Genomic DNA, 21,666 nt, shown 5'->3' on the forward strand with positions numbered 1-21,666 from the left:
TCACCGTTTCTTAAGCGTCACGCCCGGCGCGTGCCAAGCGCTCAGATCTTCTTCAGGGCGGTCAACCTCGCAGCCCCAGTCCAGCGCCGTGTCCTGATCAAAGCGCTTTCCCAGTTGCCACGCAATTTCCGCGCGCGCCAGCTGCACGCCCATATAAAACGCGTGACCGCCGTCGGCTTCGAGCTTAAGCCCTGGGTAAAGCGCATACGGATCTTGAGCCGTTTGATGCCCGTCCCGGTTATAGACGTGAATGCCATCCGCCGCGACCTGTACACGAAAATTCGGATCGCGCACCGCGCTCGCCACCTCGTCGATTTCGTGCGCGTCATACGGAAACGGTCGCTTTGCGTGTAGCGCGGAAAGGTCACCAGAGATGCCCTTGGGCAGCACCTGCGCTTCACGCGCCGCGTGCATCACACGTCGCGCGACGTCCGCTTCGCGTATCGCGCGCCGCGCGTGCAGGCTGACCGATGTCGTCAATACCGCGCTCACGCGCAACTCCGCGGCCATGCCCAGCAGCACCGCATTGATCCCGCTCGTATCCGCTTCGGTGAGTTCTGTGACGTTGCCGATGCCCATCATGATGCCGATCTGCGGATAACGCTCGCGCAACCCGACATAGCGCGCGATCGATGCCGCGAGCCCAAACGGAATCGGATCGAGAATCGGATCGGCGAGGAACGCGCGGCCGCGCTGGCTCATCGCATCGATTGCCGCATCGAGCGATGCGGGATCGCGCGGCTCACGTGCGACCAGAATGGGCGTTGAAGGCACTTCATCGGCGATCCACAGCGTATCGAGGTTCAGACTCATCAGATAGTCGGCGCCCGCACGGCCGCCACGCACGAGTTCGTCGGTCTGCATCGAATCGACGCTCACGCGATAGCCCTGTTCCTTCAGCATCCGCACAGCGTCGTCGAGATGGGGGAAGGGCGTCTCAGGCAGGCAGCCGATATCGATCACGTCCGCGCCCTGATCCGCATAGAGCCGCGCGCGGGCCGCGATGCCGTCGAGATCGAGCCGCGGCGCATCGACGATTTCCGCGAAGATCTCCGTCTCATAGTGCGACAGATCGAAGTGCTGTGCTTCGCGCCCAAAGAACTGCGGCAGATCTTTCACCTCGTCAGGGCCGCGTTCGACCGGTACGCCGTAATGTGCGCGCAACGCATCGAGGTCGCCGCGACATCGCCCCGGCACGATCATCCGGCTCGCGGAGAGCGGGGTCTGCACACGACGCAGAATCAGGTCGGTTGTCATCAAACCCGCGACCTGTAGCCCGATTTCGCGGATTTCCCACGTGAACGGCGTGGGCGCCATGCCTTCCAGCACCTGCTTCAGGCTTTTCTCGGCCAGTCTGCCGGTCAGGAAGACGATGTGGTCCATGCAAGCTTAAGGTTGGTCAGCCGTTCTTCGAGCGCCGCCTTGAGTTCATCGAGCGAGCGCGCCACCGTCGTGAACTCGATCCGCGCGAGCCGCTCCACATTCTCGAGTTCGATCGTGCGTGGGCGCACCTCGACCCATTCGTGCGGCGTCTGCGTAATGACACTCGGTGCCGTATCGCATGCGAAAACAATGCCTGGTACACATTGCTTGCCGGCCTGCGCGAAGAGGTTCGTCGGCAACGTATCCGAAATGCCGAACGCACATTTGGCGACCGTGTTGCTCGTTGCGGGCGCAATGATGACCGTGTGGTATTCGCCGTTATAGATCATGCCGACGGGCACGCTGCTCGCGCTGTTATCACGTACCACACGAAAATGCTCACGCAGCTTCGGAATCGTCCAGCCATAGAGCGGCAGCACTTCCTCGCCGGCCGCTGACAAAAACAGGTCCACGCCCGGCAGTTTCCGGGCGAGGTCGATCGATTCTTCGAGCATGTGACCCGAGCCGGTCACGCACCACGCGAACCGCGCGTCGGGCTTGAACTCGTCGAGCCGGCGAGCGGGCACGGGTGCATTCATGTGTCGGCGGGAGGCGGCGAGCCGTCGTGAGACAGACGGATGTGCAGTCTGTGCATCTTCCGGTACAGCGTGTTACGGCTGATGCCAAGACCTTTCGCGACGTTGCTGACATTCCAGCGATGCTCGTCAAGGAGTGCCAGCACCGTTTCGCGCTCTTTCAGCTGGATTGCGTTGAGCGTGGAGATGTCCGCCTCGTCGGCAAGGTGGAAGGGCGCGGCGGCGTTCGATACCCCCGACCCGCGCGCCACGCTGGCGGCGCCTGTTATACCTGCGGTGCCCGTCGCGCCGGATGCACCGCGGCCGATATCCACCGGCAGGTGCGCACAACGAATTTCCGCGCCGTCGCACAACGCCATGGCCATCTGCAGAACATGGCGCAGTTGCCGGATATTGCCCGGCCACGCATAGCTCAGCAGTGCACGCTCAGCTTCTGCGCTGAGCGCTGGCGGATCGTCTGCTTCGCTTTCCAGAATATGATGGATGAGCGCAAGCGCATCCGCGCGATCGCGCAGCGCCGGAAGGTTAATCTCGATGCCGTTCAACCGGTAATACAGGTCTTCGCGGAACTGGCCGTTTTGCACGAGTTCCATCAGATTGCGGTGGCTGGCGCTAATCAGCTGGAAATCGACCTTGACGGTGACTTCCGCGCCAAGCGGTGTGACTTCCTGCTCCTCGATCACGCGCAGCAGCCGCGCCTGAAGCGCCATCGGCATATCGCCGATTTCGTCGAGAAACAGCGTGCCGCTGTTCGCCTGCACGATCTTGCCGCGTCGTCCCTCACGCTGCGCGCCGGTGAACGCGCCCGCGCGATAGCCGAACAGTTCGCTTTCGATCAGGTTCTCCGGCAGCGACGCGCAATTCACTGCGACAAACGCGCCCGCGCTATTCGGGCTGATGCTGTGCAATGCAGTCGCGAACACTTCCTTGCCGGTTCCTGTCTGCCCGCGCAGGATGATCGGAATCTTTCGCTGGATCACGCGCGCGGCGAGCTGGATCTGCGAAGCGATGCCGGGATCGCCGAACTCCAGATGCGAGAGTTTGTCGAGACGGCTGGTCTGGTCGCGGGCGTCGCTTATATTGCGCGTATCGCGGGCATTGCGGTTATCCCTGCTATCGCGCTTGATGCTCCTGCTGCGTGCCGCGGACGAAAAATCGCGCGCGGTCGGATCGGTCATCAGGATGCGCGTCGCCGTGTCCGTGGCGTCGCGCGGCGTCTGCGCGATCAGGAAGAAGCGGTTGTTGGCGTTCGCGCTGTACACGGTCACCGGATGGAACGAACCGCGAATGCTGCGCGCGATCATGTCTTCGAGCGACGAGTTGAACGCTTCCTCGATGCGTTTGCCGACCAGTTCCGCGTGCGAGCGGAAATCGAGCTGGAAGAGGGCGCTGCGGCTCGCGGCGAGTACGACGCCTTCATCGCTGACAGCGAGCTTGCCCGCGTGCAGCGTGCCGACGAACTCGGGGCGGCTATGAAAGTGGATCATGTGCGCGCGACGGTAACGCGCGTCGATCAGGCGGTTTTCGATCATCTGCCGCGACATGCCGACGAGCACCAGCGAATGCTGCTGCAACAGCTTCGAGTGGCTCGTGACATCGAGCACACCCGCCACCACGCCGCGATCGTCGAAGATCGGCGCAGCGGAGCACGTCAGCGACGTGTAACGCGGATAGAAGTGTTCATGCTGGTAAACCGCGATGCATTCGCGTTCGGCAAGACAGGTGCCCATGCCGTTCGTGCCCGCTTCGCGCTCGCTCCACAATGCACCGACGCGCAGACCATCCGCGGCAACGGCTTCGCCGAACGGCACCGACGACACCTGATGCACGATCACGCCTTCCGCATCCACGAGCACGACGGCCAGTTCGGGATCGGCGAGCTGCTGATACAGCGTGGTCATCTCGAGCTTCGAGCAGGCGATCAGGTCGCTCGCGGCTTCGCGTCGCGCGGCCAGTTCCTGCTGCGTGAGAATGGGCGGCATCACGAAATGCGCGGGATCGAGCCTGAATTCGTTCAGGCAGCGCGTCCATGACTGGGCCACCGAGGCGCTGGTGGGCCGCGTCGCCAACTGGTTGTTGACGGTACTGAGTACTTCCCTGACATGCGCATTGATGTCTGCAAGCGACGACATGGGGCGTTGTCTCCGTGGCGTCCGGCGCATGCACCACAAGGTTCGTGGCGCCTCCCCGGCGCGTATCTGTGTATGTTTCCCCTTGCGTTGCGCTTTCTGGAAGCGCGCATACGCCTGAATCAGGCCCATCCTGTCATGCGACAACCGGTGGAGTGTGACGTTTGCAGCCGCTGTCTGCAAACATCACACTCCACCCTTTCAAAACTCTACAACCGATAGCGCCCGTATTCAATAAATAGTCACGTCAGATACGCATCTGCGCCCTGAATTTGCTTTGCTGTGCAACACCCTTTCGGAAGACGGACGATCCAGCGATACGCGCCCTATCCGGCGCACTATGTTCGCGTCACGCCCGAAGGCCGCCTGGTCTGCCGGAACGCGCAGACTGTCACACGCTAAAGGACACACCATGGACCGTTTCGACGCGATTCGCCATAGCGGTTTTTCCGCAGTTTCCCCGGTTTCCGATGCGGCGGTGCAGCATGCCGCATTCAGTTTTTCCGCGACTGACGCGCGCCCGGCGCCGCTCGATATGGTCTATATCGAGGGATTCACGGGCCAGACCGTGATCGGCATCGACAAATCGGAATTGCATGCGCCTCAGCCTGTTCGCATGAGTCTCACGATTGGCGTTCCGTCGATTCGCGCGTGTGTGACCGATCGTATCGAAGACACCATCGACTATGCGGCGGTACGCGTAGCGTTGCACGGCCTGCTCAAATCGCACGGCGTGCAGTTGCTTGAAGCGCTCGCGGAAAAGGTCGCGCAGCTGGTGATCGCGGATTTCGGCGCGCACTGGGTGCGGGTTTCGCTCGCGAAACCCGCTAAATTCGACGACGTCGAATCAGTGGGCGTGCTGATCGAGCGCCGGCGCGAAGAAGCGTATACCGCTCACGCGACGTGGGCTTCGCTTGGCGAAGGGCTGATTCCTGACTGAATGCATTGCGACGCGCAACAAGGACGCGGTGCGGAAAGCGCCGCGCCGGTTTGCTGACCGCCCAGCCCAAGGCGATCTATTTCGCAGGCGCGGCGGCGCCCGCGGCTGCAGTCTTGCTGACGCCACAGGCGCGATACGCCTCGGCCTGCAACGTGAGGAATTTCTTCGACTGTGCTTTCGCACGATCGACGCGGAATTCCCCGCCGCCTTCACCGCCGAGCGTCGCGTATTTCGCAAACGTCGATTGCTCGACGAAATCGTCGTAGGGCAGCACGGCGGCGATATGGTCGATGGCACATGAGCATTTGTAGACGTTGGCGAAGTCGTGCCCGTTGTCGTCCATGCAAGTGAGCACGTATTCGACACGTCCCTGCGTGGGATAGTCGTGGCCTTGTGCGGGATTGCCGGCAGTGGCAGGCGCATCCTGCGCGAGCGACACAGTCGGGGCCAGCGCGCAACACGCAAGAACCAGCAGCGCGCGACATCGTGAAGTCATGCCGGAACCTCGTTGTCAATGCATCGATCTGCGTTCGCGACGGCAAGGCTCGATGCGCACCTCGCCGTCGCTACCTCGCGTCGCGAGTCAGTCAACGAGTTAGTTAGGCGCGAACGGGTGCGCCACGGTGGCCTTCTTCGCGACAACCTCCGCCGCGCTCGGCTCTCCGGCTATCGCGCGCTGGATGGCTTCGCGTGTTGCCTTGTAGTTGAACTCCTGAATCTTCTTGTCGTCGTCGGCCTGCCAGTGGATGAAGACGCCGACGCAGAGAAACAGGTCATCGGCTTCGTCCTTCGGGATCGTGCCGTCTTCGACGCTATCCGCCACCGCCAATGCGACGGCGTGCTGTGCCGGCCCGAACATCTGAACGGCCTGTTTCGCGCCCTTGATCGTTACCTTGTTGAAGAGGATGGTGTTCGGCTTGGTAAGCAGGTTCGGCGCGACGACAGCCAGCAACGACGTGAAGCCGTCCTTGTTGTTGGTGAGCGCGTGGCAGAACGCAGTCTCGGCAGCAGAACCTCGCGGTCCGATCAGCAGATCGATGTGAGCGACCTCGTTGCCTTCGCCGACCAGCGACTCTCCTACCATGACGCGGTTGATCTTGGCCATGCTGTTCCTCCGGTGATTGTGTACGGGTGTGTCGGACTGCGTTCACTCGCGAAGCCGCGACTACGGCCGCGCAAGACGTGGATGAGCGGATAGCTAAGCGTGGTGTTCCTAACATGTTCCGTGCCAATGCAGGTCCGAGTGCCTGACGCCGCGCGTCACGGGTTCGTTTCAGACGCCGTTTAGCACACCGCCGACGAAGAGCGTCGCGACCGTCAGATCGGCGCTCGTGCCCGGATTGATGCCGCGCGCCTTGAGTTCGGCGTCCCATCGTGCGATTCCGCTCCCGGGCGTTCCGTCGATCCCGCTTTCCGGATCCGCCAGTGAGGCGCGCCACAGCGCGTGCTGCCGCTGTGCTTCGCGCGTGACACTTTGCGCCACCGTCTCACCGTGCTTGCGCACTATGTGCGAATCGGGCCTGCGGCCCAGGTACGTGAGGAAGACGTCGAGCGTGATGATGGCCGGCGGCGTTTCGCGTGACCATTTGCTTAGCGTGGTGATGTATGTGTCGAATACATCGCAAAAGCCTTCGGCATATTGACGCGCGATGCTGTCGCGCGCGGCGGCAAGTTTCATTGCAGCGCGCAGGTCGACCGTGGGTTCGCCGTGGACGGTCTGCTCCGGCGCGTCGCCGAGGCCGCCCGGGTTGGCGAGTGCGATGGCGCGGTATGCGGTGCGGGCGTCTTCGATATCGAGCCTGGACAGCGCGCTTTCCGTCGCGGCGCGCCATGCTGCTGCGTCTGGAGGATCACGTAGCGTGTCGAGCGCGGCTGCGAGCGGCGCGACCAGCAGCACGATTCCCAGATTCGTATTGCAGCCCACGCTTTCACGCGTCAGTGTGACCGCGTCGAGAATGCGTTGGCCGATTGCTGCACTGCGCCTGAAAAGTGCGTTCGCGGCCGCGTCCGCGCTCGCGATGAACTGCGCGGACGTCATGCCGTGTCCCGCACTTTCCACGCTGACGTTGCCCGGTTTCGCCGTTTCGACATCGAGCCGGCAGGCGCGCAGGAAGGCCGCGCGTGCGCGTGCGAGCGTGGTGCTGTCAGCCGCCTGCATGGCCGCCACCGACTAGCGGCGCAGGCGCAATCGACGCAGCGCGTGAAGCGGCGAGCTTGCGGTCGAGCAGATCGGCGACCAGCGCGTCGGCGATATCGAGTGACGTGACCGATTGCAGGCCGCGCCACGCGGCGACGCCGTTAACTTCGAGCACGAGCGGCCGGGCTGCATCGTCAGGATCGGGAATCAGGTCGACGCCTGCGTAGTCGAGGCCGAGCGCTTCGGTGGCGCGCACGGCGCTGTCGGCGAGGGTGTCGTCGAGCGCGGCAGGTTCGCATGCGGCGCCCTGCGCGAAGTTGTGAATCCAGCCCTTGCCGCCGACGCGCCGCATCGCCGCCACCGCGCGCCCACCGACGACAAGCACGCGCCAGTCGAAGCCACGCCTTCCGCCGTCGACATAGCGCTGCAGATACGCGACATGCTGATACGTACGCAGCGACGGTAGCGGCTTGAGCATGCTGGTGGCCGAGGCTGCTGTCCGAGCGCTGGCGCCGAGCCGGCGCAGGCCTTTGCCCTGCGAGCCGAATAGCGGTTTGAGCACGACCTGACGGCCGAGAGCGGCTTCGCGCATCAGCACGCGCTGCGCGTATGCGGTCGATTCGCCCGCCCACGTCGGCGGCGTTGGCACGCCGTAGCGGTTGAGCAGGAAGCTCGTCATCGATTTGTCGACGCTGCGCTCGATCGCGCGCGCGTCGTTGTAGACGGGCACACCGCATTCGCGCAACGCATGCAGGATGCCGAGGCGCAGTGTCACCTGTTCGAACGTGCCGCCCGCGATGCCGCGCACGAATACCGCATCGGGCAGCGCATGGCCGAAGCCGGGCAGGGCAAGGCCGTACGGCGCCCACGTCGTATCGATGCGGCAGTCGGCAAGATCGACGCAACGGGCTTCGACACCGCGCGCGCGAAACGCGCGCTTCAGCCGCGCGGTGTGCCAGCCGGTTTCGTCAGTCATGATCGCGACGCGCAGGCCATCCGATGGCGTCATAGCGCGCGTATCGAGCCTTTCGTCGCCACTCACGGCGCGCTCCCCGCGCCCCATTGGGCCTGCAGCAACGCAGCATCGACGCGTCCGCCGTGATACGTCGCGCCGCTTTCGAGGCTGCTGACCCACACCTCGGCGGGCGCAAAGAGCGCTGCATCGATCTGGTAGAAGTCATAGTTGAACGACGCGAAGATGTCGGCGAATGGACGCCCGTAATCGCGTGCATTCGACGAAGGCAGTTCCGCCGCCAGCCGGCGCGCGACAGCGTCCTGCTTCACCGTGAGATGAACGCGGCCGCCGTACAGGATCGCATCGTTGGTGCGGCCCATCGCCTGAATGCCTTCGGGCGCGGGCGGCGGCAAGGGCGCAGAGCCGCTCCCCTCGACGATTTCGCGCAGATCGACGCCGAGCACATGTGTCTTGTGCAGCGCAACTTCGACCACGCGTGCGACGACCTGCACCGTCCCCGCGACAGAGTGTGTCGGCGTGATGACCAGCGTCAGCCGGTCGGGTGCGAGGCCGCAGTCACGCACGATCTTGTCGATGACGATGTGCGGCGGCATGCGGTCCACTTCGAGCACCAGTGCGCCGCAGTCGTGATGGTCGCGATAGTCGAGTTCCGTGAACAGGTCTTCCTTGCCCGCGAGCGCACGGGCAGGGCCTGAGCCGAGCGAAAAGAACTTCTTGCCGCCGGTTTGTTCCTTCGTCGCCGAGAGGCTCCAGCCCGCGTATTGACTGCCGAGGCAGGCCAGCACCGGCGACGAGGTCCGCACGTCGATCGTGACGGGCCACAACGGGTCCGCCTCCGCGCTCATGCGGGTCGTGACGTGCCCAAGGCCTCCCATGCAGATGCGGGCGACCAGCACGCCCGCGTCGATGCTGCCCGGCGCCGCCACGCCCGCATCGACGATGACGGTGCCTTCGTCGGTGCGCGAATGCGCGATACGCAGCTGCGCCGCTTCGTCGATGAGCTGGGCGACGAGCGGCGCGCTGAGTGCGTTCACGCTCAGCGCGGGCAATGGTGCGGTGCCGGGGGAACTAGCCGGGGATGGCGTCATGGTGGGACTCGTCGCTGATTTCGATGCGGTGCAGAAGACGCTCACGTTCGCGTTCCAGCGCGTCCGGCACGTCCTCCACGGAAGGTGCGGTCACGACGAGCGTGCAGACCGGCTGACCCGTTTCGATGCGCGTGCCGGGCTGCGGGACGTCGTGACAGACGGAGTCGTCGAGGCATGCATCGCTGAATGCCTGCGTGACCGTGAAGTCGTACGGCGCGAACAGTACACGCTGCCCGGCGCGGCGCCGCGGCGCCGTCTGGCGGCGCATGGCGTCGGGGAGCTTGCCGTTCAGGCACGCGTCGATGTGGCAGGCGATCAGGCCGCGCGGCCATTGCTCAGGCCATACGGTTTCGTAAAGCGCCATCGTCGATGACGGACGCGCGTTGATTTCGAGCACCTGAAACGACTCGCCATCGAGCAGGAAGTCGATACTGTTCAGGCCCGTCAGCCCCGTGCGCGAAACGATTGCGTCGATCGCCGCGTGGAGTTTATCCACGACGCCATCAGGCAGATCGACAGGACCGATCGATCCCGCATGCACGAAGGGCAGATTGCCTGCTTTCACCGTGAGTTGTCTCGCGAACCCGATCACGACGGCATCCTGATGCGCAGCGATAAAAAGCGCCGACATCGACTGCCCGGGGTCAACGCGCTGAAAATAGACTTGCGGAGCGGCCTCGTTCTGCCCCCACGTATCAAGAGACTCGATATGCGTGCCGCCGCAACCCGCTGCGTACTTGACGAGCCAGCCAGCCGGATCGAAAGCAGGCCGCGCGAACGACACCGCCGGATGCGCGATATCGAGCTCATCGAGCAGCGCGAAGAAGCGTTGCGGATCGCGCACCGCGGTCGTCGCGTCTTCGCTGTTGCCGATCCAGCGAGGCAGATGCGGTGTGCGATAGAGGTCTTCCACAAGCGGCTCCAGTCCGCTGCCGGCGATCCACCCCAGCATGTGGGGAATGTGCCCCACGCGCTCCAGTGCATCCAGGATCCGTTCGCGATCGATCTTCAGCGCGCCGCTGCCCTCGCCCACGTCGAACCAGAATCGGGCGTAGTGCAGCGTATCGCGATCCCCGAACAGATCGAGTGCGACGACGTTCAGCCCCGCACGCGCGGCCGATTGCGCCAGCATCCTCGCCGACTGGCCCACCACCGCAACGTACGGCGCGCGCGACGACGCGGGCTGTGCGGACTTCACCGATGACCTCAGCGATGACATGGACGACGTCCCACCGTCACGCGCTGCCGGAGGTGATCGCGCGGGCTTCGTCGAACGCCTCGGGGAAGCCGAGATAGACGGGTTTGCCGCCGGTGCGCATCCGCAGGAAGAGGCGATGCTCGACCTGATATTTGACGTTGCCGATCGCGAGCGCGCCGATCCCGATTGCATCGTGGCGCGCGGCGCCGGCGAGCGGTTTGCCGTCGTCCATCACGTTGACGCCCGCGATGCCTTCCGGCGGCACGGCGTTGACGTCGGCGGCGATCAGCAGATGTTTTGCGTGCGCGAGATCCGCGGATGTCATCAACTGCACGCCCGCCGCGGCCGTTGCGAATATGATCTCCGCACGCGCAAGCGCAGCGTGCAGTTCGTCGGGCGAGCCGGCGGCCACGCCCGAGGTCGCGATATCGAAACGGCGATTGATTTCGTCGCTCACCTGCGTGGCGCGCGCGCGGCTTGTGTGGCTCGCGATCTGCACGTCCGCGCCGAGCGACGCTGCCATCGCTGCCGCAACGCGGCCCACCGCGCCCGTGCCGCCGAGTATCAGCACGCGTTTGCCGCCGAATTCGGCCTTGTGTTCCTTCTTCAGATGAGATTCGACCAGCGCGACAAGCGCCGCTGCTGTCGTGTAGGCACCGCTCGGGTCGGCGAAGACGGACACCTCGAACGGCGGCACCATGGCCTGGCGCGCGAGATCGAGCATATCGGCGGCGAGCATCACGTCGCGGCCGCCGATGAAGACGCCCGTGCGCGAGACGCCCTTCGGGCCGCGCGAAAAGATCGCGTCCTGGGTCAGCTGGACGACGCTTTCCTCGCCGACGTTGCAGTAGGGCACGACGATCTGATAACCGGCGTCGGCGGCCATGTTCACGTCGAACGGGCTCATCTGCGGCGTTGCCGTGAACATGTGCAGGATGTAGGGCCTTTCAGTGGCTTCGGGCATGGGCGTAGGCTCATTTCAGGTTGGCGTCACGCGGGTGGCGGGACGACGGAACAGGTTGGGCGCGGCGCCAGCAGCGCGCGTGAGGCGCACGTGGGCAGGGCCTGTGTCATTGCGCATCGATCCCGCATTGCTGCAGATCGACGGCGCGCAGCGAGGCGCCGCGATTGCGGCCCGTGACAATCGAACAGGCGATGCCGGACTTGCCGCGGCTCGCGTCCTGCGCAGCGGCGAGTGCGCGCGCCGCTTCTTCGGTGTTGCGCACGAATGCAAACCCGGTCGGTCCCCACGATGTCTGGCCGATGCCGGCCGTCTGCCGGGCGGCGACGGCTTCGAGCGTCGCGGCGACGGTCGGGCTCGAAAACACACCGCCCTGCACGGGCGCGAAGTATTCGCCGATCGTCTGCTGCATTTCGGTGATGCCGTCGGCGAACGCGTCAAAATCGCTTTCCGCGATGCCGGGCAGAATGCGCAACAGCACCAGATGACACAGATGCGCGGCAAGTGCCTGCGGAAAAGGCGCGAGCGATGCGAGGCCGCGTTTTTCAGCGTCGCCGTGCAGGCCTTCGCGGGTTGTATCGTCGACGAGCAGGATGCGCCACGCGTCGGGAAACGGTTGACGGAAGAGCAGCGGTGGCACGTCGGTATGAAAGTGGCCGCTGCCTTCCCCCGGATGCGCCGGTCCGCCATCGACAAGAAAGCCGCCATGGTCGAAGCCGAGCATGCCGATGCCCGAGCGTGCGCCGCGCCCGAGAATGCGTGCAATTTCCGCGCTGCCCGACGATCTGCCGGCGAGACGCGCGTAAGCCGTGCCGATCGCCAGCGCGAGCTGCGTGCCCGAGCCGAGACCTGTATGCGCACGCGGCGCGTGCTGCACGTCGATTGAGACCGGCGGCCCGCTCCACGTGGCGCAGAGCGCTTCCACGTAGCCTTCGACGCGCGCGCGTTCCGCATCGCTGCGCGTGCCGTCGACGCGCAGTGCGTCCGCCAGCCGCATCGTGATTCGGGTGCCGCGCTCGTCGATGGTGAGGCCCACGCTGCCGAACGCGCGGCCGAGCGAGCCGTTCGGGTCGAGGAAGCCCAGGTGCAGGCGCGCGGGCGCGTCGACCGTCACGGCCGATAGCGGGGCAAGGCTACCGGAATGGATCTGCATCGCGAGGGTTCCTCGTTCGCGGACGCTGGCCCGGCATGGATCGGCGTCAAAAGGCATCAAGGTCGTCGAAGACCCGCGCCAGGCGTGGGTCACGGCGCATGCCACCTGTCACGCGGGTGGCACGCCGGAGAGTGCAAGGCAAGAGCCGTACCAGACGCGTTCCTGCGCAGGCTCAACCGGCCGGCGTTCAGCCCTTCGGCGCGTCGTACTTGATGTAGCGAAAGCGCTGGTCGTCGGCAGGCGTGCCTTCGAGCGGGCCGCCTTCCCGACCGGGCTGCCACTGGATCACTTCCTCGATTTTCGTCGCGAGCGCGAAGTCCTTATCGGTGATGCCTTTCGCCGAATGCGTCTTCAGCTTCACGATGACAAACGCATACGAGACGGTCAGATCCGGGTGATGCCAGGCGGCTTCGGCAAGGTGGCCCACGGTATTCACCACCATCAGCGTGCCTTTCCAGCTCTCGGTCTTGAACTTGCGACGCAGCCAGCCTTCTTCCAGATACCAGTGCTGCAGCGGACCCTGCAGACGCTGCTGGATTTCCTCGTCGGAATACACGTGTTCAGCTTGAGTCATGGTGGCGGTCTCCGTCTGGTCTTCACGTTGAATCCAGTAAAGCTGCAAGCAATGCGCCAGTATTCCGAAAGCTTAGGCGGCTTCGATGGCGTTTTCCATGATGCGCCATGGATGCGGAAACCGGGCCGCCGCATCAGGCCCGCACGGCTGCGACGCGCGGGTCATGCTGCGTCGCGTCATGACAGCATGCGCACGCGGCCGGGTCGTGGCGCATCACGTATCGCGGATTTGACACAGTATGTGTCGCAATCCGAAGGATCATGTGTCGCACGCGCGGAGCCGTTGTGTCATTTCCCGTCGGGAAGCCAGCGCCGCGTGCCATGTCCCTTTCCGGCATGGAATATGCAAACGCTCTTCGGGAGCAAGAACCTGGCAATGAATCAGGCGAAGCACGGTCGTTACCCGCATTCGAGACAGGCGCACTCGGTGCAACACGGTAGCGCGGTCATTGACGAATCGGACGGCTTCATCAATCTGGAGGAGACATGAACGTACGCACCCTGGTTCTCGGACTGGCGGTGGTGGCGGCGACGGCACTGAATTCATTTGTTGCACAGGCCGATTCGCAGCTCGACACGCTGATCAAGAACCCCTCGAACTGGGCGGCACAGGCGGGCGATTACTCGAATCACCGCTACAGTCCACTCAAGCAGATCAACGAAAGCAATGTGGGCAAACTGCAGGTTGCCTGGACGATGTCGACTGGCGTATTGCGCGGTCATGAAGGCTCACCGCTCGTCATCGGCGACACGATGTACATCCACTCACCGTTTCCTAACAAGGTCATTGCCATCAACCTGAAGGACCAGACGTTCATCTGGCAATACGAACCGAAGCAGGACGCGCAGGTGATTTCGGTGATGTGCTGTGACACGGTCAACCGCGGCCTGGCTTACGGCGACGGCAAGATCTTTCTCCAGCAGGCCGATACAAAACTCGTCGCGCTGAATGCAAAGACAGGCGAAGTAGTCTGGACCGCGCAGAACGGCAATCCGAAAGCAGGTGAAACCAACACCAACGCGCCGCACGTATTCGGCGACAAGGTGCTCACCGGCATCTCGGGTGGCGAGTTCGGCGTACGCGGACGTCTGATCGCTTATGACATCAAGACGGGCAAGGAAGTCTGGAAGGCCTACAGCACCGGTCCCGACGCAGAAATGTTGATGGACCCCGACAAGACGATGACGTGGACGGACGGCAAGATGGTGCCGATCGGCGCGGATTCGTCGCTGAAAAGCTGGAGTGGCGACCAGTGGAAATCCGGCGGTGGCACGACGTGGGGCTGGTACGCGTGGGATCCCAAGCTCAACCTTGTCTACTATGGCACCGGTAATCCGGGTACATGGAACCCGACGCAACGTCCCGGTGACAACAAATGGTCGATGTCGATTTTCGCGCGCGATCTGAACACCGGTAAGGCGAAGTGGGTGTACCAGATGACCCCGCACGACGAATGGGACTATGACGGCGTCAACGAAATGATTCTTGTCGACCTGCCGATCGGCGGCAAGACGACACCGGCGATTGTCCACTTCGACCGTAACGGCTTTGGGTACACATTGAATCGTGTAACCGGACAACTGCTTGTCGCCGACAAATACGACCCGGCGGTGAACTGGGCCGATAGCGTCGATGTGAAGTCGGGTCTGCCGGTGCGCAATGCCACCTACTCGACGCAGAAAGCCGGTCCGGATCACAACGTCAAGGGCATCTGCCCGGCAGCGCTCGGTTCTAAAGACCAGCAGCCGGCGGCCTTCGATCCCGCCTCGAAACTCTTCCTCGTACCGACGAATCACGTCTGCATGGACTATGAGCCGTTCCAGGTGGAATACGTATCCGGTCAACCGTTCGTAGGCGCCACGCTGTCGATGTATCCAGGCCCGAACGAAAACGGCGCGATGGGCAACTTCATCGCGTGGGATGCGGCGAAGGGCAAGATCGCATGGTCGAAGAAGGAGAAATTCTCGGTATGGTCCGGCGCGCTCGCGACCGCAGGCGGCATCGCGTTCTACGGCACGCTCGAAGGCTATATCAAGGCCGTGCGGATCCAGGACGGCAAGGAACTGTGGAGGTTCAAGACGCCATCCGGAATCATCGGCAACGTCTTCACGTATGAGTACCAGGGCAAGCAGTTCGTCGGCGTCTATTCCGGCATCGGCGGCTGGGCGGGCATCGGCATGGCAGCGGGTCTCGAGAAGCCGACGGAAGGCCTGGGCGCAGTCGGTGGCTATCGCGAACTGGCGAAGTACACGGCGCTGGGCGGAACACTCTTCGTGTTCGCCATTCCCGGCGGCAAAGGCTGATTTTCCGGCCGTATGAAGTCAAGGAGACGCACGTCGCGCGTGGACCGCGCGGCGGCGTCCCGTCAGCGGCATGACTATTGCTGCAGGAAAGGTATTTTCGTTTCGCGATGCGTGGCGCAAAGCGTCATGTGAGCGGAACCCATAAACTGATGGAGACGAACGCATGAAAGGCCGATCACTCTTGCCGCTCGCGATAGCACTCGTTGTGCTGCCCTCATCATTTGCCCAGACCAGCGGTGGACAGATGAAGCCGGTGACCTACAAGGTCGTCGATGGCAACAAGGTCGATACCGAGACCCTGCAGGGATGGAAGACGTGGCGCGCGCTTGCGTGCGAGCGCTGTCATGGCGCGAAGCAGGAGGGGCTGGTCGGTCCCTCACTCGTCGATGCGTTCAAGACGCTCGACAAGAACGAATTTCACCGCACGGTATTCGGCGGACGCGTGGATAAGGGCATGCCCGATTTCAGCTCCAGCACGATGATGCAGAAGAACTGGGAAAACCTGTATGCGTATCTGAAAGGGCGCTCCGACGGCAAGATCAATCCCGGCGATCTGCAGGCCCTTGATGCAAAATGAGGCGACACGCGACGCAACGCGCGCGTGGAGTGTGTGCTGTTTCGTATCCTGCATCGTGCGCCGCGCGTCCCGTTCTTCCGGAGGTATCGATGTCTGATCGCAAGCTGACTCTCGCGACGCTCGTCCGCGTCGCCGTGTTGTGCTGTGCCGGTTCGGGGATGCACGCCGCGTACGCCGATCCTCCGCTGCCGAATAACGACGGCAACGACGGTGTACTGCGCGTCTGCGCGGATCCTAACAACATGCCGCTGTCGAACAACAAGGGCGAGGGCTACGAAAACCAGATCGCCAGCCAGATGGCGAGCGATTTCGGCTACAAGCTCGAATACACGTATTTTCCGCAGCGCATGGGCTTCGTGCGGCGCACGCTGCGCGACAAGGTGCCCGACACGGAGAACTTCAAGTGCGATCTGATCATCGGCGTACCGAAGGGTTATGACATGACGGCGACGACGCGTCCGTATCTGCACTCCACGTACGCGATGGTGTTTACGAAGCGCCCCGATCTGGCGAGTATCAACACGCCCACTGACCTGTTAAAGCTGCCGCCCGAAACACTCCACAAGCTGCGCCTCGGCATCTTCTCGCAGACGCCGGCCGTCGACTGGCTGCTCAGCAATAACCTGATTGAGCAGGCGGTGTCGTATCAGGCGCAGAGCGGCGACCCGGCTGCGTTTCCCGGCGAAATGATCGAACACGACCTGGCGTCGGGGACTGTCGATGTCGTCTTTCTGTGGGGACCGATTGCGGGGTATTTCGCAAAACGCGCCGGCGACAAGGTCAAGCTCGTGCCATTCCCGCCGACGCCCGGCATCCGCTTCGATTTCGAAATCTCGATGGGCACCCGTTACGGCGAGAAAACGTGGACGACGAAGGTCGATCAGTGGATTGGTCACAATCAGGCAAAGATCGACAAAATCCTCACGAGTTACGAAGTGCCGCTATTGCCGGTCGCGAGCGCGCCGACCGCTGCTGCGCAATGAGCCGCCGCATGCGGCACGCGATGCGCGTCGCGTGCGGCCTCCTCGTCGCATATGTGTGCCTGGGCGGCGCGGCGTTCGCGGCGAGCACCGCCACGAACGCCACCACCCCAGACGACATCGCGCCCGCGGAGAAGCTCATTTTCATGACGACGCATATGACCGGCATCGAGGCGCAGACGGAACTCGATTACGCGTTCAGTCTGTCCGGCCCGCCAGCGAAGATCAACGATACGGTTCGCGTGCTCGTTGTCAGTCCGGGCAACGCGAAGAGCGACGCGCACATCACCGATCGCAGCGGTAACGTGAACGTCTCCGGTGAAGGCCTGCCGTGCAATCCCGTAATCCTCTATTTTCTCGAGCGTGATATCGCCGAGATGGAGCAGCTCACCGGCGGCCAGCGCCGTTATTTCCAGCGCCGCGTGCGTCTCGCGCTCGCAGCCGGTCCGCCGATCACGCCGGTTGTGACCGAGGTTGGCGGAAAACCGGTCAAGGCGCAGAAGATCGTGATCCAGCCCTACCTCGACGACCCTAACGCAGCGCGTTTTGCGCAATACACGGGCAAGCGCTACACGTTCATCATCGCCGACGAAACGGTGCCGGGTCGCGTCATGTCGATTCGCACCGAGGTGCCGGGCGCAAACAACGATTTTGCGCATCCGTTGCAGACAGAGACCCTGAGTTTCACCGGCGCGCTGCACAGCCTCGCCGCGCCGTCGAAGCCCGGTCAACCCGCGCCGGTTAAATCGCCACAGGCGCCGCGTGCGAGTCGCTAGACATGAACTTCATCCGCTCACTGACACTGCGCCAGTTGCAGATTTTCGTGGTCGCGAGCCGCTATCCGAGTTTTGCGCGCGCGGCCGAGGAACTGCATCTGACGCAACCCGCCGTATCGATGCAGATCCGGCAGCTCGAGGATGTGGTCGGCCTGCCGCTGTTCGAGCGCGTCGCACGCAAGCTTGCGCTGACCGAGGCCGGTGAGCGTTTCTCGCATCACGCGAGCCGCATCATCGGCGAGATCAAGGATGCCGAAGATGCGATGACGTCGCTGACGCAGGCCGATAGCGGCTCGATTGCGGTGAGCATCGTGAGTTCGGCGACCTATTTCGCGCCGAAGCTGCTGGCGCTTTATTCGCAGCAGTATCCGAAAGTGGACGTGCACTTTTCAGTGGGCAATCGCGAAACGCTGCTGCGCCTGTTGCAGGACAACGCAACCGATCTCGCGATCATGGGCCGGCCGCCGCCTGAACTCGGCACGACCGCCGAGCCGATGGCGTATCACCCGCACGTGATCATCGCGCCGCTGTCGCATCCGTTGCGCGATGCGCGTCGCTTCGATCTGCAGGAGCTGGCGGGCGATACGTTTCTGCTGCGCGAGCCGGGCTCCGGCACGCGTGCCGTCGTCGAGCACACGTTTCGCCAGCATCTCTTCGTGCCGGCGCGCACGGTCACACTCGGCAGCAATGAAACGATCAAGCAGGCGGTGATGGCCGGGATGGGCGTGAGCCTTATTTCGCTGCACACGCTTGCGCTCGAACTGCGCACCGGCGAAATCGCCTTGCTGGATGTGAATGGCACGCCGATCGAACGGACGTGGCAACTCGTGCATTCGCGCTCGAAGCAGTTATCGCCGACCTGTCTCGCGTTTCGACGGTTTTTGCTCGAGCACGCGGAGCCGTTTCTCGAGAAGGAATACGCGCAGTTTGCGTTCAGGCCGCCGAAGCGCGCCGCTGAGCGGATACTCGAAGGAACGGTGCCGGTCGATCCGAGCCGTACAAAATGAACGGTGCGCTCCGGCGTGTGATCGCGGCGGCCGCCTGGCTGGGCTTCGCTTTCGCGCTGCTCACGACAGCGGCGCACGAGGCCGAGGCGGCTCAGGCAGCTCAGGCGGTGAGCGCGCTGAAAGTGCGGGAAATCGCGCCGGGCCTCTATGTACATCGGGGCCACGATGACGTCGCTACGCGTGCGAACAAAGGCGACATCGCGAATATTGGCTTTGTCGTCGGCACACGCTGCGTGGCGGTGATCGATACCGGCGGAACGGCGCAGGAAGGCCGCGCGCTGCGCGCCGCGATCCGCGCGGTGACTCCGCTGCCCATCTGCTACGTGATCAACACGCATATGCATCCGGATCACATTTTCGGCAACGTTGCGTTCGAGCGCGATCATCCGCAGTTCGTCGGCAGCGCGACGCTCGGTGAAGCGGAAATGTCTCATGCGGAGAGTTATCTGCGCGTGCTGCATCGCGAACTCGGCGCACTCGCTGACGGCAGCACCATCGTGCCGCCCACGCTGCCGTTTAGCGGCAGCATGACGCTCGATATCGGAAATCGTGTGCTGAAGTTACAGACGTGGAAAACAGCCCATACGAACAACGACCTGACGGTCTACGATGAGAGTAGTGGCACGCTTTGGCTCGCCGATCTGCTGTTTGTGCAGTGCATTCCGGTGATCGATGGCAGCGTGGTGGGCTGGCTCGCCGATATCGCGACGATCCGTCAGATGAATCCGCGTCGCGTGGTGCCGGGGCACGGGCCGATCGATACGCCGTGGCGCCCCGCGCTCGACGCCGAAGAAGCGTATCTCGCCGGTCTGGTCCGCGATGTGCGTGCAGCGATCAGGCAGGGCACGACGATGCAGCAGGCGATCGAGACGATAGGGCTCGATCAGCGAAGCAAATGGCGGTTGTTCGATATCTACCACCAGCGCAACGTGAGCGCCGCGTACGTCGAACTGGAGTGGGAACAGTAGGGCAAGGAAGCACGGAGGGACATCATGAAAACGACAACGCGAACCGCGATGAACGGTTTGCTGGCGGTGCTGGCGGCGCTTGCCATGCATGCGGTCTACGCTGTGCAACCGGGCGACGATCCCAACAAGGTGGCCCGCTGGCTCGATTTCAAGGAAGGCACGTTCAAGGATCGCCCGATCGATACGCATGGCGACGCCGTGATCAAGTTTGATGCACCCGCCCGCGCTGCCGATGCAGCCGTCGTGCCGATCGCGATCACCGCGCAGTTTCCACAGACGCCGACGCACTACATCAAGAAGATCTACATGTTCATCGACGAAAACCCGGAGCCGTATCTGGGGTGGTTCGAGTTCACGCCGGAGTCCGGGCTCGCGAGCCTGGAAACGCGTGTGCGTGTCGAGGATTACACGTATATGCGTGTGATCGCCGAAACGAACGATGGACATCTCTATAGCGCGGTGCGGTTTATCAAGGCATCGGGTGGCTGTTCGGCACCGGCGGGCAAGGACGATGCTGTCGCCGAAGCGAGCGCCGGTGCCGTCCGGCTGCAACCGGAAGGGCAGTCGACGCCCGGCAAGCCGCAACTCGTGCAGCTGATGGTCCGGCACCCGAATCGCACCGGCATGGCGATGAATCAGATAACGCGGCTGTATTCCTCCGCGTACTTCGTGCGCAAGGTGGCGGTGACGTACGTGGACAAACCCGTGATGACCGCGAACGTGAATTTTTCGATCAGCGAGAATCCGAACTTCCGCTTTTACTTCGTGCCGCGTGATGGCGGCCTGTTGAAGGCGCACATCGAGGACACGAAGAATAAACAGTTCGACAGCCAGGTCGCAATCGGCCCGCATCCGGCCGTGCAGCAGACGTCTGCGACGACGCCCTGATGGTTAAAGGGTCGTTTCGGGGGCGCGCCTGGGTGCTGGGGTGCGCAGTGCTCGTGGCCGCGCGCATTGCGCAAGCCGCGGCGGCTGACGCGTTGCCCGCGCAACCGGCGCTTTCGCTGGTGGTTCCAGCGCCGGTACAGGTCGCCCAGGGCGTCTACGTCATGCAAGGCAACGGCGACGCGGTTGCGCCTGCGAATCGCGGCATCGTCGCGAATAATGGCTTTATCGTCGGATCGGGCGGCGTGACAGTGATCGACACGGGTTCGTCGTATCGCTACGGCCGCGCGATGATCGAGGCGATCCACACGATCACACCGTTGCCGATCCAGCTCGTGATCATCACGCATCAGGCGCCGGAATTCGTGTTCGGCGCAGCGGCGTTTCGTGACCGCGATATCCCGATCCTCGCGCATCAGCGCGCGGCCGAACTGATCCGCGATCGGTGCGCGATCTGTCTGAAGAACCTGCGTCACACGCTCGGCGAGGAAGAGATGGCAGGCTCGCGTGTGACAGTGCCGGATCGCACGGTCGATGGCACGACGGCGATTGATTCCGGCGGTCGTGCACTCCAGTTGCTGCATTTCGGCCCGGCCAGCACGCCAGGCGATCTCGCGGTGCTCGATACGTCGACGGGCGTGCTATTCGCGGGCGGGCTCGTCAGCATCGGGCGAATTCCCGAATTGCGCAACGAAAGCATTCCCGGCTGGCTCGCTGCGCTCGATCAACTCGCGGTGCTCGATACGCGTCTTGTCGTGCCGGGTTTTGGGCCGCCCGTGCAGCGACAGGACATCATGCAGACGGGCGCCTATCTGCGCGAGCTGGATGCGGGCGTGCGCCGTGCCTATGCTTCGGGCGTGGGGCTGACGGAGGCGATGCGGACCGTCCAGGCACCGTCGTTCACGCGATACCGGCTCTATGCGATTGCGCAGCCGGCGAACGTCCAGCGGCTGTATCTTCAACTTGAAAAGCCGTGACGTCGCGAAACGTTGATGCAGAAAAGGCGTAACGTCGCGGCTGCGGCAAGCGGTTTTAACTGACTAACCACGGAGACAG

22 protein-coding genes are annotated in these 21,666 nt (G+C 63.5%); 10 read left to right on the forward strand and 12 right to left on the reverse strand.

What is annotated here, in order from left to right; genetic code table 11:
- Genes P3T16_RS05345 through P3T16_RS05355 form a run of 3 tightly spaced genes read right to left on the reverse strand, consistent with a single transcriptional unit; the run spans window position 1 to window position 4,090 of the window.
- Entirely contained in the window at window positions 1-1,383 is a 1,383-nt protein-coding gene (locus P3T16_RS05345) for a DUF6513 domain-containing protein (protein ID WP_429341462.1), read from the reverse strand.
- A complete protein-coding gene (locus tag P3T16_RS05350; RefSeq protein ID WP_429341463.1) occupies window positions 1,362-1,961 on the reverse strand; it encodes a flavoprotein in 600 nt (199 codons plus the stop codon). Before P3T16_RS05350 ends, P3T16_RS05345 begins: the two co-directional genes overlap by 22 nt.
- A complete protein-coding gene (locus P3T16_RS05355) occupies window positions 1,958-4,090 on the reverse strand; it encodes a sigma-54-dependent Fis family transcriptional regulator (protein ID WP_429341464.1) in 2,133 nt (710 codons plus the stop codon). The genes P3T16_RS05350 and P3T16_RS05355 overlap by 4 nt, the downstream gene beginning before the upstream one ends.
- 409 nt (window positions 4,091-4,499) lie before the next feature.
- Here P3T16_RS05355 and P3T16_RS05360 point away from each other — a divergent pair, with 409 nt between their 5' ends.
- The gene (locus P3T16_RS05360; RefSeq protein ID WP_429341465.1) at window positions 4,500-5,027 is read left to right on the forward strand and encodes a dihydroneopterin aldolase; all 528 of its coding nucleotides are present in this window, start codon (window positions 4,500-4,502) and stop codon (window positions 5,025-5,027) included.
- Between the two features lie 76 nt (window positions 5,028-5,103).
- Here P3T16_RS05360 and P3T16_RS05365 read toward each other — a convergent pair whose 3' ends face one another.
- The 9 genes from P3T16_RS05365 to P3T16_RS05405 form a co-directional block, all read right to left on the reverse strand.
- Window positions 5,104-5,523, reverse strand: a complete 420-nt coding sequence (locus P3T16_RS05365; protein ID WP_429341466.1) for a hypothetical protein — start codon at window positions 5,521-5,523, stop codon at window positions 5,104-5,106.
- Between the two features lie 99 nt (window positions 5,524-5,622).
- Window positions 5,623-6,132, reverse strand: a complete 510-nt coding sequence (fae, locus tag P3T16_RS05370; RefSeq protein ID WP_429258750.1) for a formaldehyde-activating enzyme — start codon at window positions 6,130-6,132, stop codon at window positions 5,623-5,625.
- 168 nt (window positions 6,133-6,300) lie between these two features.
- Window positions 6,301-7,185, reverse strand: a complete 885-nt coding sequence (locus P3T16_RS05375; protein ID WP_429341467.1) for a triphosphoribosyl-dephospho-CoA synthase — start codon at window positions 7,183-7,185, stop codon at window positions 6,301-6,303.
- Window positions 7,172-8,173 (reverse strand): ATP-grasp domain-containing protein, encoded by a 1,002-nt coding sequence (locus tag P3T16_RS05380; RefSeq protein ID WP_429341718.1) that lies wholly within the window; start codon window positions 8,171-8,173, stop codon window positions 7,172-7,174. Before P3T16_RS05380 ends, P3T16_RS05375 begins: the two co-directional genes overlap by 14 nt.
- 29 nt (window positions 8,174-8,202) lie before the next feature.
- Window positions 8,203-9,228, reverse strand: a complete 1,026-nt coding sequence (mch, locus tag P3T16_RS05385) for a methenyltetrahydromethanopterin cyclohydrolase (RefSeq protein WP_429341468.1) — start codon at window positions 9,226-9,228, stop codon at window positions 8,203-8,205.
- Window positions 9,209-10,360: an ATP-grasp domain-containing protein gene (locus tag P3T16_RS05390; RefSeq protein ID WP_429341719.1), complete on the reverse strand. Its 1,152-nt coding sequence runs from the start codon at window positions 10,358-10,360 to the stop codon at window positions 9,209-9,211. Before P3T16_RS05390 ends, mch begins: the two co-directional genes overlap by 20 nt.
- A gap of 103 nt (window positions 10,361-10,463) precedes the next feature.
- On the reverse strand, window positions 10,464-11,390 hold the full coding sequence (locus tag P3T16_RS05395) for an NAD(P)-dependent methylenetetrahydromethanopterin dehydrogenase (protein WP_429341469.1): 927 nt from the start codon (window positions 11,388-11,390) through the stop codon (window positions 10,464-10,466).
- Window positions 11,391-11,496: 106 nt separating this feature from the next.
- Window positions 11,497-12,540: a beta-ribofuranosylaminobenzene 5'-phosphate synthase family protein gene (locus P3T16_RS05400; protein ID WP_429341470.1), complete on the reverse strand. Its 1,044-nt coding sequence runs from the start codon at window positions 12,538-12,540 to the stop codon at window positions 11,497-11,499.
- 187 nt (window positions 12,541-12,727) lie between these two features.
- Window positions 12,728-13,114 (reverse strand): 4a-hydroxytetrahydrobiopterin dehydratase, encoded by a 387-nt coding sequence (locus P3T16_RS05405; protein WP_429258756.1) that lies wholly within the window; start codon window positions 13,112-13,114, stop codon window positions 12,728-12,730.
- A gap of 342 nt (window positions 13,115-13,456) precedes the next feature.
- On the opposite strand from P3T16_RS05405, the gene P3T16_RS05410 reads away from it, so the two are divergent.
- The 9 genes from P3T16_RS05410 to P3T16_RS05450 all read left to right on the forward strand — a co-directional run bounded on the left by P3T16_RS05410 (window position 13,457) and on the right by P3T16_RS05450 (window position 21,587).
- On the forward strand, window positions 13,457-13,603 hold the full coding sequence (locus P3T16_RS05410; RefSeq protein WP_429341471.1) for a hypothetical protein: 147 nt from the start codon (window positions 13,457-13,459) through the stop codon (window positions 13,601-13,603).
- Window positions 13,600-15,417 carry a methanol/ethanol family PQQ-dependent dehydrogenase gene (locus tag P3T16_RS05415; RefSeq protein ID WP_429341472.1) on the forward strand — a complete coding sequence of 606 codons (1,818 nt, stop codon included), beginning with the start codon at window positions 13,600-13,602 and terminating at the stop codon, window positions 15,415-15,417. Before P3T16_RS05410 ends, P3T16_RS05415 begins: the two co-directional genes overlap by 4 nt.
- A 163-nt stretch (window positions 15,418-15,580) precedes the next feature.
- Window positions 15,581-15,994, forward strand: coding sequence for a c-type cytochrome (locus P3T16_RS05420; RefSeq protein WP_429258759.1), 414 nt, complete (start codon window positions 15,581-15,583; stop codon window positions 15,992-15,994).
- 89 nt (window positions 15,995-16,083) lie between these two features.
- Window positions 16,084-16,977, forward strand: a complete 894-nt coding sequence (locus P3T16_RS05425; protein ID WP_429341473.1) for a substrate-binding domain-containing protein — start codon at window positions 16,084-16,086, stop codon at window positions 16,975-16,977.
- 8 nt (window positions 16,978-16,985) lie between these two features.
- A complete protein-coding gene (locus tag P3T16_RS05430; RefSeq protein WP_429341474.1) occupies window positions 16,986-17,750 on the forward strand; it encodes a hypothetical protein in 765 nt (254 codons plus the stop codon).
- Between the two features lie 2 nt (window positions 17,751-17,752).
- The gene (locus tag P3T16_RS05435) at window positions 17,753-18,757 is read left to right on the forward strand and encodes a LysR family transcriptional regulator (RefSeq protein ID WP_429341475.1); all 1,005 of its coding nucleotides are present in this window, start codon (window positions 17,753-17,755) and stop codon (window positions 18,755-18,757) included.
- Window positions 18,754-19,725, forward strand: coding sequence for a quinoprotein relay system zinc metallohydrolase 2 (locus P3T16_RS05440; protein WP_429341476.1), 972 nt, complete (start codon window positions 18,754-18,756; stop codon window positions 19,723-19,725). Before P3T16_RS05435 ends, P3T16_RS05440 begins: the two co-directional genes overlap by 4 nt.
- A 24-nt stretch (window positions 19,726-19,749) precedes the next feature.
- Window positions 19,750-20,613 carry a quinoprotein dehydrogenase-associated SoxYZ-like carrier gene (locus P3T16_RS05445; protein ID WP_429341477.1) on the forward strand — a complete coding sequence of 288 codons (864 nt, stop codon included), beginning with the start codon at window positions 19,750-19,752 and terminating at the stop codon, window positions 20,611-20,613.
- The gene (locus P3T16_RS05450; RefSeq protein WP_429341478.1) at window positions 20,613-21,587 is read left to right on the forward strand and encodes an MBL fold metallo-hydrolase; all 975 of its coding nucleotides are present in this window, start codon (window positions 20,613-20,615) and stop codon (window positions 21,585-21,587) included. The genes P3T16_RS05445 and P3T16_RS05450 overlap by 1 nt, the downstream gene beginning before the upstream one ends.
- Window positions 21,588-21,666 lie beyond the last annotated feature (79 nt).

Source organism: Paraburkholderia sp. GAS42, assembly GCF_050436565.1.
Taxonomy (GTDB): Bacteria; Pseudomonadota; Gammaproteobacteria; order Burkholderiales; family Burkholderiaceae; genus Paraburkholderia.

Coding starts and splice junctions, on each gene's coding strand:
- P3T16_RS05345 (WP_429341462.1), bottom strand. CDS start 1,383: ATGGACCACATCGTCTTCCTGACCGGCAGACTGGCCGAGAAAAGCCTG.
- P3T16_RS05350 (WP_429341463.1), bottom strand. CDS start 1,961: ATGAATGCACCCGTGCCCGCTCGCCGGCTCGACGAGTTCAAGCCCGAC.
- P3T16_RS05355 (WP_429341464.1), bottom strand. CDS start 4,090: ATGTCGTCGCTTGCAGACATCAATGCGCATGTCAGGGAAGTACTCAGT.
- P3T16_RS05360 (WP_429341465.1), top strand. CDS start 4,500: ATGGACCGTTTCGACGCGATTCGCCATAGCGGTTTTTCCGCAGTTTCC.
- P3T16_RS05365 (WP_429341466.1), bottom strand. CDS start 5,523: ATGACTTCACGATGTCGCGCGCTGCTGGTTCTTGCGTGTTGCGCGCTG.
- fae (WP_429258750.1), bottom strand. CDS start 6,132: ATGGCCAAGATCAACCGCGTCATGGTAGGAGAGTCGCTGGTCGGCGAA.
- P3T16_RS05375 (WP_429341467.1), bottom strand. CDS start 7,185: ATGCAGGCGGCTGACAGCACCACGCTCGCACGCGCACGCGCGGCCTTC.
- P3T16_RS05380 (WP_429341718.1), bottom strand. CDS start 8,173: ATGACGCCATCGGATGGCCTGCGCGTCGCGATCATGACTGACGAAACC.
- mch (WP_429341468.1), bottom strand. CDS start 9,228: ATGACGCCATCCCCGGCTAGTTCCCCCGGCACCGCACCATTGCCCGCG.
- P3T16_RS05390 (WP_429341719.1), bottom strand. CDS start 10,360: ATGCTGGCGCAATCGGCCGCGCGTGCGGGGCTGAACGTCGTCGCACTC.
- P3T16_RS05395 (WP_429341469.1), bottom strand. CDS start 11,390: ATGCCCGAAGCCACTGAAAGGCCCTACATCCTGCACATGTTCACGGCA.
- P3T16_RS05400 (WP_429341470.1), bottom strand. CDS start 12,540: ATGCAGATCCATTCCGGTAGCCTTGCCCCGCTATCGGCCGTGACGGTC.
- P3T16_RS05405 (WP_429258756.1), bottom strand. CDS start 13,114: ATGACTCAAGCTGAACACGTGTATTCCGACGAGGAAATCCAGCAGCGT.
- P3T16_RS05410 (WP_429341471.1), top strand. CDS start 13,457: ATGCAAACGCTCTTCGGGAGCAAGAACCTGGCAATGAATCAGGCGAAG.
- P3T16_RS05415 (WP_429341472.1), top strand. CDS start 13,600: ATGAACGTACGCACCCTGGTTCTCGGACTGGCGGTGGTGGCGGCGACG.
- P3T16_RS05420 (WP_429258759.1), top strand. CDS start 15,581: ATGAAAGGCCGATCACTCTTGCCGCTCGCGATAGCACTCGTTGTGCTG.
- P3T16_RS05425 (WP_429341473.1), top strand. CDS start 16,084: ATGTCTGATCGCAAGCTGACTCTCGCGACGCTCGTCCGCGTCGCCGTG.
- P3T16_RS05430 (WP_429341474.1), top strand. CDS start 16,986: ATGCGGCACGCGATGCGCGTCGCGTGCGGCCTCCTCGTCGCATATGTG.
- P3T16_RS05435 (WP_429341475.1), top strand. CDS start 17,753: ATGAACTTCATCCGCTCACTGACACTGCGCCAGTTGCAGATTTTCGTG.
- P3T16_RS05440 (WP_429341476.1), top strand. CDS start 18,754: ATGAACGGTGCGCTCCGGCGTGTGATCGCGGCGGCCGCCTGGCTGGGC.
- P3T16_RS05445 (WP_429341477.1), top strand. CDS start 19,750: ATGAAAACGACAACGCGAACCGCGATGAACGGTTTGCTGGCGGTGCTG.
- P3T16_RS05450 (WP_429341478.1), top strand. CDS start 20,613: ATGGTTAAAGGGTCGTTTCGGGGGCGCGCCTGGGTGCTGGGGTGCGCA.